This is a genomic window from Streptomyces sp. NPDC059355, from assembly GCF_042752335.1.
GTDB lineage: Bacteria > Actinomycetota > Actinomycetes > Streptomycetales > Streptomycetaceae > Streptomyces.
Window position 1 is genome coordinate 1 of record NZ_JBHYXN010000083.1, and the last position, 11,126, is coordinate 11,126.

General features: G+C 74.2%; 11 protein-coding genes. 6 read left to right on the forward strand and 5 right to left on the reverse strand.

The window, feature by feature from the left end:
* Positions 1-53: 53 nt before the first annotated feature.
* Positions 54-680 carry a flavin reductase family protein gene (locus ACFXGI_RS38170; RefSeq protein WP_384717558.1) on the reverse strand — a complete coding sequence of 209 codons (627 nt, stop codon included), beginning with the start codon at positions 678-680 and terminating at the stop codon, positions 54-56.
* Between the two features lie 576 nt (positions 681-1,256).
* Between ACFXGI_RS38170 and ACFXGI_RS38175 the strand changes: the two genes are divergently transcribed.
* The gene (locus ACFXGI_RS38175; protein ID WP_384717528.1) at positions 1,257-1,715 is read left to right on the forward strand and encodes a hypothetical protein; all 459 of its coding nucleotides are present in this window, start codon (positions 1,257-1,259) and stop codon (positions 1,713-1,715) included.
* Positions 1,716-1,852: 137 nt separating this feature from the next.
* Entirely contained in the window at positions 1,853-2,644 is a 792-nt protein-coding gene (locus ACFXGI_RS38180; protein ID WP_384717531.1) for a VOC family protein, read from the forward strand.
* 15 nt (positions 2,645-2,659) lie between these two features.
* Here ACFXGI_RS38180 and ACFXGI_RS38185 read toward each other — a convergent pair whose 3' ends face one another.
* The 3 genes from ACFXGI_RS38185 to ACFXGI_RS38195 all read right to left on the reverse strand — a co-directional run bounded on the left by ACFXGI_RS38185 (position 2,660) and on the right by ACFXGI_RS38195 (position 7,388).
* Positions 2,660-3,466 carry an enoyl-CoA hydratase/isomerase family protein gene (locus tag ACFXGI_RS38185; protein ID WP_384717534.1) on the reverse strand — a complete coding sequence of 269 codons (807 nt, stop codon included), beginning with the start codon at positions 3,464-3,466 and terminating at the stop codon, positions 2,660-2,662.
* Positions 3,467-3,549: 83 nt separating this feature from the next.
* Positions 3,550-5,784 (reverse strand): acetate--CoA ligase family protein, encoded by a 2,235-nt coding sequence (locus ACFXGI_RS38190; RefSeq protein WP_384717537.1) that lies wholly within the window; start codon positions 5,782-5,784, stop codon positions 3,550-3,552.
* A gap of 365 nt (positions 5,785-6,149) precedes the next feature.
* Complete coding sequence (locus tag ACFXGI_RS38195; protein WP_384717540.1) at positions 6,150-7,388, reverse strand: flavin-containing monooxygenase; 1,239 nt, start codon at positions 7,386-7,388, stop codon at positions 6,150-6,152.
* Positions 7,389-7,627: 239 nt separating this feature from the next.
* On the opposite strand from ACFXGI_RS38195, the gene ACFXGI_RS38200 reads away from it, so the two are divergent.
* From ACFXGI_RS38200 to ACFXGI_RS38210, 3 genes are all read left to right on the forward strand, one after another.
* Positions 7,628-8,452 carry a tetratricopeptide repeat protein gene (locus ACFXGI_RS38200; RefSeq protein WP_384717543.1) on the forward strand — a complete coding sequence of 275 codons (825 nt, stop codon included), beginning with the start codon at positions 7,628-7,630 and terminating at the stop codon, positions 8,450-8,452.
* Between the two features lie 146 nt (positions 8,453-8,598).
* Complete coding sequence (locus tag ACFXGI_RS38205; RefSeq protein WP_384717546.1) at positions 8,599-9,051, forward strand: DoxX family membrane protein; 453 nt, start codon at positions 8,599-8,601, stop codon at positions 9,049-9,051.
* Positions 9,052-9,074: 23 nt separating this feature from the next.
* Positions 9,075-9,542, forward strand: a complete 468-nt coding sequence (locus tag ACFXGI_RS38210) for a Zn-ribbon domain-containing OB-fold protein (protein ID WP_384717549.1) — start codon at positions 9,075-9,077, stop codon at positions 9,540-9,542.
* Here the strand turns inward: ACFXGI_RS38210 and ACFXGI_RS38215 are convergent.
* Positions 9,539-10,234 carry a pyridoxal 5'-phosphate synthase gene (locus tag ACFXGI_RS38215; RefSeq protein ID WP_384717552.1) on the reverse strand — a complete coding sequence of 232 codons (696 nt, stop codon included), beginning with the start codon at positions 10,232-10,234 and terminating at the stop codon, positions 9,539-9,541. The two genes, ACFXGI_RS38210 and ACFXGI_RS38215, sit on opposite strands and share 4 nt — an antisense overlap.
* A gap of 347 nt (positions 10,235-10,581) precedes the next feature.
* On the opposite strand from ACFXGI_RS38215, the gene ACFXGI_RS38220 reads away from it, so the two are divergent.
* Positions 10,582-10,911, forward strand: a complete 330-nt coding sequence (locus ACFXGI_RS38220) for a hypothetical protein (RefSeq protein ID WP_384717555.1) — start codon at positions 10,582-10,584, stop codon at positions 10,909-10,911.
* Positions 10,912-11,126 lie beyond the last annotated feature (215 nt).

Here is an 11,126-nt window from a genome sequence, read left to right on the forward strand (position 1 = left end):
ACGCGAAGACCCCGCCTCCGGCCGGAGGCGGGGTCTTCGCGTCGTCCGCGGGGCTACTCGGCGGCGAGGCGGCCGAAGCGGCCCTTGTGGAAGAGGAGCGGGCCGTCCTCCCCGGCGGCGCCCATGGCCTCGACCCGGCCGACCACGATCAGGTGGTCCCCGCCGGTGTGCACGGCGTGGATGCGGCAGTCGATCCAGGCGGGCACGGCCTCCAGCTGCGGTGACCCGGTCACGGGGGCGGGGGTGTGCGCGACCCCGGCGAACTTGTCGGCGCCGCTGACCGCGAAGGCCCGGCACAGCTCGCCCTGCCCGGCGCCCAGGATGTTGACGCAGAACACCCCGGCGCGGGCGATCCGGGGCCAGGTGGTCGACGTACGGGCCACCATGAAGGTGACCAGCGGCGGGTCGAGCGACAGCGAGGCGAAGGACTGGCAGGCGAACCCGGCCGGGCCGTCCTCCCCCTCCCCGGCCGGGGAGGTGATGACCGTGACCCCGCTGGCGAAGTTCCCGAGTACGGCCCGGAACTCGGCGGGGCTGACGGGGGCGCGCTCGTCCTCGCCGACGGCCCGCAGATCGGGGCGCGGCAGCGCGTCGACGTGGCCGGCGTCCGGGTCCTGCTCCGACGGGGCGGAGGTGGGGGAGCCGGCTGACCTGAGGTATCGGACGACGGTGGCCGCCATCCCTGCGTGTCCCATCACGTCACGATTGAAGCTGACGGTCCGTCAGATTGGAAGGGGCGCGGGCGGATGACTCGGAAAGGGGGAGGGTGTATCGTCGCCATCGATTGAACGTGTTCAATTGTTGTGGGGGGCGAGGTTCATGGGGATGCCAGAGGTGCACGAGGGGCCGGACGCGCGGGGCGGGACCCGCAGGCGCCTGTCGACCGGGTCGGACCTGGCCTTCATGGCGCAGGCCGTCGTGGCGGGAGCGGTCTTCCTCGCCACCTCCGGCATGCGCGACGACCACGGCCTGGGCGTCGACTACTCCGTCTTCGCCGCGATTCCCTTGGTGCTTCTCGTGGTGGTCCTGGCCGCGTACCTGTACCGGTTGCTGTTCGTGCTGCCGGTGATGGCGCTGACGCGATCCCTGGGGAGCCCGTGGTGGGCGGCGCCCTGGACCGCCGTGATCACCGCGGGCTACACGCTGTGGGCCGGCGCGGTCCTGCACCTGCCGTACGGCTGGACGGCGCTCTGGATCGCGGCCCCCGGGGTGCTCCCGGTCGTCGCGGCCGCGTACGCACGCCACCGGTCACTGGGGTGGAGCGCGATGGCGGCCCGGGTCGGCGCCGTCACCGGATCGCCCTGCTCCTCTGCGCGTTCGGCGCCTTCCTCCAGGAGCGGACCGGCTTCGCGGCGTACGAGCCGCCCCGGCTGGAGCGGGCAGGGTACGCCGGGGAATGGGCCGGCGGCGGGGGCGCGCACGGGCTGCGGCTGGGCGAGAACGGCGAGGCGGTCGCCGAGAACCTGGCGCAGGTCGCGCCGACCGGGCTGTGGGACGCGTGCTCGGGGACCGGGACGTGGACGTTCGAGCCGGGGCGCGGCTCCGGCGGCCTCTTCGACCGGCCGCGGGACCGGGTCACGCTCACGATCGAGGGCTGTGGCCCCATGCGCGACTGGCAGGTGGCCGGCACGGCCGAACGGCCCGAGCTGTTCTGCGTCATGGGCGATCCGGACGACCTCCACCCCCGGTCCGCTGTCACCATGCACCGCGTGTAGCGCGGGCGGGGCGGGGCCGCGCGGTTCGCCCGTACGGGTGAATCCACTGCCCCGCCGGGACCCGAACGGCGACAGCCCCGCGGGAGGTGGGCATCGTGGCCCCCGGCCCGATCCACCCGTCCCCCAGGAGGACTCCCATGCTCGGCACCGACTTCCGTCTCGGATCGCCCGTCTGGCTCGACCTCGGCAGCCCCGACACCGACGGCGCCGTGGCGTTCTACAGCACCCTCTTCGGCTGGACCTTCACCGACCTGGGGCCGGACGCCGGCGGGTACGGGTTCTTCCAGGTGGACGGGAAGACCGTTGCCGCGCTCGGGCCGCTCACCGAGGCGGGCGCGAACTCCGCCTGGATGATCCACTTCCACGCGGACGACATCCAGGCCACCGTCTCGGCCGTGCAGTCGGGCGGCGGGAAGATCCGGATGGAGCCCATGGACGTCATGGGCGAGGGCTGGCTGGCGCAGGCCACCGACCCGCAGGGCGCCGAGTTCGCGATCTGGCAGCCCGGGAAGACCGCCGGGCTGGGACTGGTCTCCGACGAGAACACCCTGGTGTGGGCGGAGCTGCACGCACCCGACCCGGCCGCGGCCGTCACCTACTACAACGGCGTCTTCGGCTGGCGCAGCCAGGACATGGAGACGCCCGGGATGACGTACCGCGTCCTGAGCCTCAAGGACGGCGACCAGCAGCAGACCTCGTTCGGCGGGGTCGCGCCGATGGGCGACGGGGCGGGGGGCGGCGTCGAGAAGCCGCGCTGGGTGCCGTACTTCAACGTCGCGGACGTCGACGCCGTCGTCTCGGCGGCGAGCGGGAACGGCGGGTCGGTGCTCATGCCGGCGGCGGACGTGCCGGACGTCGGCCGGATCGCCTGGGTGGCGGACCCGTCCGGCGCCGTGTTCGCGCTGCTGAAGCCGAACCCGCAGATGTGACCCGCCTCGGGGTGGCTACCGCCCGAGGTACTTGGGCGAGCGGCGCTCCACGAAGCTCGCCACGCCCTCGTTCGCGTCGGCGGTGGTCATGTTGATCTCCTGAGCGGTGGCCTCGGCGGCCAGCGCGGCCGCCCGGCCACCGTCCAGAGAGGCGTTGACCAGCTGCTTCGTCAGAGCGAGGGCGCGGGTCGGGCCCTGCGCGAGGCGCTCCGCCCACTCCCGGGCGGTGGCCTCCAACTCCTCGGCCGGAACCACCCGGTTGACGAGACCGAGCCGCTCGGCCTCGGCCGCCGGGACGGCGTCGCCGAAGAACATCAGCTCCTTGGCCTTCTGCGGGCCGACCAGGCGCGGGAGCAGGTAGGCGCCGCCGCCGTCGGGGACCAGGCCGCGGCGTACGAACACCTCGATGAAGCGGGCCGATTCGGCGGCGACGACGAGGTCGCAGGCGAGGGCGAGGTGGGCGCCGATCCCGGCGGCCGTGCCGTTGACCGCGGCGAGGACCGGCTTCTCGCAGTCCAGCACGGCGGTGATCAGGCGCTGCGCGCCGAGCCGGATCATGCGGGCGACATCGCCGGCGACGCGCTCGCCCGGCGCGGCGGGGGCGCCGCGCAGGTCGGCGCCCGCGCAGAACCCCTTGCCGGTGGCGGTGACGACCACGGCCCGGACGCCGGGGTCCGCGGAGGCCTCGGCGAGCAGGGAGATGACGCGCTCACGCTGGTCCCAGGTGACGGCGTTCATGGCCTCCGGCCGGTTCAGGGTGATCCAGGAGACCCCGCTCTCGATGCGGTGCAGGACCTCGTCGGCGGGGGCGTCGCTGCTCATGTGGTGAACTCCCGTTCGGGGTAGGGGTGGGGCGGCGCCCCCGCGCGGCGGCGGCCCGGCCCGGTCCGGGGGCCGTGTGGCGGTCAGCGGCAGATCGCCAGGGCGTCCAGCGCCACCGCCCCCTGGCCGCGCGGGAGGACCATCAGCGGGTTGATGTCCAGCTCCGACAGGACGCCGCCCAGTTCCAGCGCCATCCGCTGGACCCGCAGGACGACCTCCACCAGCGCGTCCACGTCGGCCGGCGGGGCGCCCCGTACGCCCTCCAGGAGGGCCTGGCCGCGCAGCTCCGTCAGCATCGCGCGGGCCTGGTCCTCGCCGAAGGGCGGGACGCGGACCGCCGCGTCGTGCAGGACCTCCACCAGGACCCCGCCCAGGCCCACCGTCACCGTCGGGCCGAAGAGCTCGTCCTGCGTCACGCCGACGACCATCTCGACCCCCCGCTCCACCATCTGGCAGACGAGGATGCCGTCCAGCGGGACGTTCTCGTAGCGGGCGATGTCCGTCAGCTCCCGGTACGCGTCCCGGATCTGGCTCGCCGAGGTCAGGCCGATCTTCACCAGCCCGAGCTCCGTCTTGTGCGCGAGCTGCGGCCCCGAGGCCTTCATCACCACCGGGTACCCGACCAGTCCCGCCGCCCGTACCGCCGCCGCGGCGCTCGTCACGAGCTGCTCGCGGGGGACCCGTATCCCGTACGCCCTGAGCAGCTGCTTCGCCGCGTGCTCGCTGAGCTGCTGGCCCGGCCGCATGAGTGCCTGCGCCTTGCGGTACGAGGGGGACGGGGTCCGCGGGGCCTCCTCGAAGGGGGAGCGGTACGCGGATGTGAACCGGTGGTGGCCGAGGTAGGCGCGGACGGCGGTGATGCAGTTGCCGAACGTACGGAAGGTGGCCACGCGGGAGGAGCCGAGCAGGGTGGTGCGGTAGGCCTCCTCGGTGCCGACCGGGGAGCCCCAGATGACGCAGATCAGCTTGTCGCTCTGCTCGGCCGCGTCCACCAGGTCCTGCGCGAGCTTGTCGCTCATCGGGGGGAACGGCCCGGTGATCGGGCAGATCAGCACGCCCACCGACGGGTCGGCGAGGATCGCGTCGATGATCTTGCGGCCGCGCCAGTCGCCGACCGGGTGGCCGCCGTTGTCGACGGGGTTGGCGACGTTCAGGTACTCCGGTATCCACTGGTGGAGCTCCTGCTGCTTGGCCTGCGAGAGGGTGGGCAGGCTGAGCCCCGCCTCGGTCGCGAGGTCCGAGAAGTGCGCGCCGGTACCGCCGGAGATGGAGTACACGACGACCCCGTCGGCCAGCGGCTTGCGGGCCCGGGCGAGCAGGGTGGCGGTGTCCTGGAGCTCGTCCAGCCCGTCGACGCGGATGACGCCGAACTGCCGCATCGCGGCGTCGACGACGGTGTCCGCGCCGGTCAGCTTCCCGGTGTGGGAGGCGGCCATGCGGGCGCCGGTCTCGGTGCGGCCGACCTTGACGGCGACGACGGGGACGCCGTTGCGCGCGGCCCGGTCGGCGGCGAGGAGGAACCGGCGGCCGTCCTTGAGGCCTTCCACGTAGCAGGCGATGGCCCCGACCTCGGGCCGCTCGGCGAAGTAGGAGATGAAGTCGGAGGTCTCGAGGTCGGCCTCGTTGCCGGTGGGGGCCCAGTGGGAGAGCCGGATGCCCAGCTCCTGGAGGGTGTAGACGGGCCGGCCCTGGTGGCCGGACTGGGTGATGAGCGCGATCGCCGGGCCGTTGAGGTCCTCGCGGAACTTCTCGAAGGCGTTGAGGTTGGTGTTGGGGCCCAGCAGGCGCAGGCCCGAGCGCCGGACGGCGGCCGCGAGCCGCTCCTGGGCGGCGGCCCCCTCTTCACCGGTCTCGGCGAAGCCGGAGGCGAAGGCGACGGCGAACTTCACCTTGGCCTCTGCCAGTTCCTCGATCACCGGCAGCGGATCGCCGACGAGGAGGACGGCCAGGTCCACCTGCTCGGGCAGGTCGGCCACGGACGCGTGGCAGGCCAGCCCGAAGACGGTGGGGCGGGTGGGGTGGACGGGGTGGATCCGCGCGCCGACGCGCTCCGCCCAGGCGATCAGCTGGCGGGTGATGCCGGTGTTCGGTCTGCCTTCGGCGTCGGAGGCGCCGATGACGGCCACGGACTCGGGCCGGAAGAACCGGTCGAGGTCGGGGACATCGGCGTGCAGGGGCCGTCCGCTGACGTCCACCGCGACCGCGTCCGCGGCGGACGGTGCCGCCGCGGAGTGGACGGCCGTCCTGGGGGTCTCCCCGCAGGCGTCGACACGTGCGCGGAAGTCGGTGGTGAGGGTGCCGTGAGTAGATCCAAGCATCGTTCCGCCCGCTCCTGCTCGATGAACTCAATAACTGACGCGTAGTCAGATTACTGAACTGACGTGCCGTCAGGAACAGTGCTGCGCAGGAAAGCTGGTGGAGGTGGTGTGTGGGAACGGTCCCAGATCCCGCCGGGACGGGTCCAGAGCGCGTTTCGGCCGCATTCGGGACCCGTCGGCGGTGTGCGCCGGGGCGCCTCGGCGGTCCCTCGCGGGGGGACCGGGCGGGCCGGAGCCCGAACGCGGCTGCGTGGATGCCGTGGCCGGGCCGCCGGGGAGGGGCGACCTGGGGAGTGTCGTCAAAGTGGCGTCGGCCGCCCGCAAGGGCGGGCCCCGCCGGCCAGGCGGGACTTTGACGACACGACCTAGGCGAGGGGGTCGACCGGGCGGAGGCCTGTGTTCGGGAGGGGTTCGGGCTGCGGGCGGCCGGCCAGGGGGCCCAGGCGGCGGGAGACCGCCCTGGCTATCTTCTCGGCGTCCAGGGCCATCTCGCGGAACATGCCGCTGATGGGGTTGGTGAAGCCGGTGAAGTACAGCCCGGGGGCCTGCGCGGGGGAGCGGCCGCCGTGCGTACGGGGGCGGCCGCGCCCGTCGAGCACGTCCAGGTGCCCGACCAGGCCCTCCAGGCCGCGGCGGTATCCGGTGGCCGCGACCACCGCGTCCGGGGCGATGCGGGAACCGTCGGCGAGCACCACCTGACCGCCCTCGAAGGAGGCCACGGCGGCGACCGGTTCGACCCGGCCCGTGCGCACGGCGTCGATCAGGCCGACGTCCTGGACCGGGATCGCGCCCTCCTTGACCCTGCTGTACAGGCCGGCGGCGGGGCGGGGGAGCCCGTACGCCGTCAGGTCGGGGACCGAGGCCTTGGCGACGAGCGCGCCGAGCCGGTCCACGAGCCGTACGGGCAGCCGCCGCACCAGGATCCCGGTGCGCTGCGCGGGCCAGCCCGCGGTGGAGCGTCGCACGATGTGCGGGGCGGTGCGCACGGCGAGCCGCACCCGCGCGGCCCCGCCCTCGGCCAGGTCGACGGCTATTTCGGCGCCGGTGTTGCCGGTGCCGACGACGAGCACGTCCCGGCCCTCGTACGGCGCGGCGTTGCGGTACTCGCGGGCGTGCAGCAGCTCCCCGGTGTACGTGTCGCCGCCCGGCCAGTCGGGGAGCGCGGGGGTGTGGTTGAACCCGGTGGCGACGACGACGGCGCGGGCGTCGAGCACCCGCCCGCCGGTGGCGTGCAGCAGCCAGCCGTCCCCGCCGGGGGCGGGGTCGACCCGGGTCACCTCGACACCGGTGACGAGCTCCAGCGCGTGGAACTCGGCGTACTTCTCCAGGTACCGCACCACGTCGTCCCGCGACACCCACCGCCCGAACCTGCGCGGCATGGCCAGCCCCGGGAGGGCGGAGAGCCGGCGCGTGGTGTGCAGGTGGAGCCGGTCGTAGTGCCCCCGCCAGGAGGCGGCGAGGTCATCGGACTTCTCGACGACCACCGCGCGCACCCCGCGGGCGCGCAAGGCGGCGGCCGCGGCGAGGCCGCCGGGCCCGGCGCCGATCACGTAGACCGGGCGGGGCTGGGTGGACAGGTCGGGGGCTGTGGGGACTCCGGGCATGAGGAGTGAGCGTATCGACACACAGCGTTGATGGGTCTCGGACAAGGAGGGAATCGATTGCGGATCGATCACGGGCGCTTCCGGGCCGCCCCTTCCGGGGCCCGGACGGGTCGGGTCGAGGCGTGGGGTGGGGTGGGGTGGGATGGGGGATGGGCCGGGTCGGGCTGGTCCGGTCCGGTCCGCCGGTCAACTCCCTTACCTGTACGGGCGGGTGTGCGCGGCGTTCGTAGGCTTTCGGCATGAAGTTCTTCCGGCCGCGCGGCCGACACGAGACCGGGCGGACGGCGGCATCCCCCTTGGACAAGGCCGCGGCCCTGTACGGGGCCGGGCGGTACGCCGAGGCGGAGGCCGAGGCCCGTGCCGTGGCCGGGTCCCGGCGGCGCAACGACCCGTACGCGCCGCTGGCGCTGGGCGTCGCGGCGCTCGCGACGGGTGCCCAGGGCCGCCACGCCGAGGCGCTCGCCGCGTACGACGCGCTCCTGCCGGCTTTCGCCGCGACCTTCGGCGCCGAACACCCCCAAGCCCTGAAGGTGCGCTCGGACCGCGCCCAGACGCTGAGCGCGCTCGGCCGGTACTCCGAGTCGGAGGCGGAGTGCGAGGCCGTCGCCCGGGCGGCGGCCCGCGGTGCGGGGCCGGAGATGCCGCTCGTGGTGGCGGCCGCACGGAACGGGCTGATCTACGCCCTCGGCGCGCAGGGCCGCCACCCGGAGGCCGAGGCGCTCGCGCGCGAAGCCCTCGCCGCCCATCGGGAACAGGACCGGTTCGCGCTGGTCCTGCGGCTCGGCCTGGTCCGCAGCCTGAACGGCCAGGCGCGCCACGAGGAGGCTCTCGCCGAGGCGGAGCGCGCGGACGAGCTGCACGGGAGGCTGCCCGCCGAGCAGCGCCGCGCGGAGACCGGAGCCGTCGAACTGGCCCTGGCAGGCGCCCTCCTGGGGCTGGGACGGGGTGCCGGGGCCCGCGCCCGGGCCGTGTCCGCCCACGACGCCTGCCTGGCCGCGTTCGGCCCGGACCACCGCCGCACCGTCGAGGCCCGGGCGCTGCTCGATCGCATCGACAGCGCCTGACCGGCCGTCGGGCCGAGTGTCCGGGCCGAGTGCCGGTCCGGGTGTCGGCCGGGCGCCCGGGGCGAACGGAGTGCCCGGCCACCCTTGCGGGATCGCTTCCGATCCGCTGAACTGACGTACCGTCAGGTCTAGGGAGGGGAGGGCCGATGCAGACCATCTGGCTCAGTGGGGCCGAGTGGCTCGCCGTGCTCCGGATAGGGCTCGGCCTGTGGTGGCTGGAGAGCTGGCGGCACAAGGACAAGAAGGGCTGGTTCGAGCGCGGCACCGGCATCGCCTGGGCGGCCGACGTCGCCGGCAAGCACCGCTGGCCGTTCGTGAAGGGCGGCTTCGAGAAGGTCGTCCAGCCGCGCCCGCGGCTGATGGCGTACATCGTCGTCTACGCGGAACTCGCCCTCGGACTGGGCCTGGTGCTCGGCTTCCTGACGCCGATCGCGCTCGTCGGCGGGCTGCTGCTGAACCTGCTGTATCTGGTGCTGATGATCCATGACTGGGCCGAGCAGGGGCAGAACGCGATGATGGCCCTGATCTCGCTCGTCGCGCTCTTCGCGATGGCCTGGCAGACGTGGTCCGTGGACGCGGCGATGGGACTGTTCCTGTGAGCCCTGTGAGCCCTGTGAGCCCTGTGAGCCCTGTGAGCCCTGCCGGCGGGCCGCGCTACGACCTGCCCGAGACCGACGACTTCACCCGGCCCTACTGGGACGCGGCCGCCGAGGGCCGGCTCCTGCTGCGCCGCTGCGCGGACTGCGGGCGGGTCCACCACTACCCGCGGGAGTTCTGCCCGTTCTGCTGGTCCGGCGAGGAGCGGGTGGCCTGGGAACCCGCGAGCGGCCGCGCCACCCTCTACACGTGGTCGGTGATCCACCGCAACGACCTCCCGCCGTTCGGGACGCGGGTCCCGTACACGGCGGCCGTGGTCGACCTGGCCGAGGGCCCGCGCATGATGACGGAGGTCGTCGACTGCGCCCCGGCGGACCTGCGGATCGGCATGCCGCTCGAAGTGGCCTTCCGCGAGGCGGCGCAGGGCGTGTGGGTGGCGGTGTTCCGGCCGGAGGGAGAGAGCGGCGACACCCCCCGGGGGGAGACCCCCTAAGGCCAGAGCAGCTCGCGGGTCCAGGCGGTGCCGTCGGGGGAGCGGCGGTAGCGGAGCCGGACGTGGCGGCGTGCCGGGTCACCCTGGAAGAACTCGACCTCGGCCGGGTCGAGGACGTACCGGGTCCAGGTCGGCGCCGGGGCGTCCGGCTCCGTACCGGCCCGCTCCCAGGCGGCCTCGGAGACGCGCCGCAGCTCGTCCACGCTCTCGAGCACCTCGCTCTGCCGGCCGGTCAGCGCCGCCGCGAGCGCGCCCCGCGAGCGGACCGCCAGGTCCGCCCGGCTCTCCTGCGGCCCGCAGGCCGTGACCCGTCCGCGGACGCGGACCTGCCGGGCCACCGCCGGCCAGTAGAACCCGAGCGCGGCGTCCGGGTGCCCGGCGAGCTGCCGGCCCTTGGCGCTGGTGGCGTGCGAGGCGAAGTGCCAGCCGTGGCCGTCGGCGTCGTGCAGCATCAGGGTGCGTACGTCGGGCCGCCCGTCGGCGTCCACGGTGGCCAGGCTCATCGTGTGCGGCTCCGCCTGCCCGGCCGCGGCGGCGTGCAGGAACCACTCCCGGAACAGCGCCAGCGGCTCGGCGGGCGCGGCGTCCGGATCGAAGCCGGGCAGGTGGCCGTCCCATACCCGCAGCGAGTGCAGGGTGGCGTGGAACACCTCGATCTCATCCGTCTCGGGGCTGGGGATCTCACGGGTCATGCCGCCCATCGAATCACGAGAACCGTGCGTACCAGCTTTGGCATTCGCCGGATTCACAGCCTCCGCTCTTCCTATGATGTGCAGCCTTCAACGACTTGAGGTGGGGGCCCATCATGCGCAACGGCGGCAGCGGCAGAGCGAACGGGACGAGCGGGGCGAGCGGAATACGGGGCGGGCGGCACGGAGGTGCGCTCCGGCGTGCGGCGGTGGCCCTCCTGGTCGCCTGTACGGCAGTGGCCTGCGGTCCGGCGGAGGGCGGGGGCCCGGCGGTGTCGCCGCCCCCGAGCGTGTCGGCGACCGTGTCGGCCTCGCCGACGCCTACGCCGTCCCCGTCCCCGTCCCTGGCTGTGACGGCCACGCCGTCCCCGTCCGCGACACCGACCCCCACACCCACCCCGACTCCCGCCGCGCAGGTGCCGGACGCGAAGCCGGCCCCGACCCGTACGGTCTCGTCGGGCTCGACCGGCAGCGCGCCGAAGCCGCCCGTCACGAAGGCGCCGACGAAGGAGGCGAGCCGCCCCGCGAGCGGCACGTGCGAGATCGTCTCCAACGCCGGGAACTGCTACAAGGCGGGCCAGTTCTGCCGCAAGGCAGACCTGGGCCGCTCGACCCACGCCGAGAACGGACGCCTGATCTACTGCCGAATGGACGGGAGCCAGCCGCGCTGGCAGTACTGAGCGGCGGGGTGGGTCGGGGCTACGGGGCGGGGTTCCGGGGGCGGGGTCTCGTCGTTCGGGGTCGGGGGTGGTGGTCGGGATCGCCGGCTGGCGGGGTCTCGTTGTCCGGGGTCGGGGGTGGTTCGGGGGTTTCCCGGCAGTCGACTGTCCTTCCGTGTCGGTCCGGGCCGTCAAGGGCGCTCCCTGCGGTCGCGTCGCTTCGCGATGTCGCTGCG

Bases quoted from the DNA above. Each gene is read 5' to 3' on its own strand.
- ACFXGI_RS38170 (WP_384717558.1), bottom strand. From the start codon at position 680: ATGGCGGCCACCGTCGTCCGATACCTCAGGTCAGCCGGCTCCCCCACC.
- ACFXGI_RS38180 (WP_384717531.1), top strand. From the start codon at position 1,853: ATGCTCGGCACCGACTTCCGTCTCGGATCGCCCGTCTGGCTCGACCTC.
- ACFXGI_RS38185 (WP_384717534.1), bottom strand. From the start codon at position 3,466: ATGAGCAGCGACGCCCCCGCCGACGAGGTCCTGCACCGCATCGAGAGC.
- ACFXGI_RS38190 (WP_384717537.1), bottom strand. From the start codon at position 5,784: ATGCTTGGATCTACTCACGGCACCCTCACCACCGACTTCCGCGCACGT.
- ACFXGI_RS38195 (WP_384717540.1), bottom strand. From the start codon at position 7,388: ATGCCCGGAGTCCCCACAGCCCCCGACCTGTCCACCCAGCCCCGCCCG.
- ACFXGI_RS38200 (WP_384717543.1), top strand. From the start codon at position 7,628: ATGAAGTTCTTCCGGCCGCGCGGCCGACACGAGACCGGGCGGACGGCG.
- ACFXGI_RS38205 (WP_384717546.1), top strand. From the start codon at position 8,599: ATGCAGACCATCTGGCTCAGTGGGGCCGAGTGGCTCGCCGTGCTCCGG.
- ACFXGI_RS38215 (WP_384717552.1), bottom strand. From the start codon at position 10,234: ATGACCCGTGAGATCCCCAGCCCCGAGACGGATGAGATCGAGGTGTTC.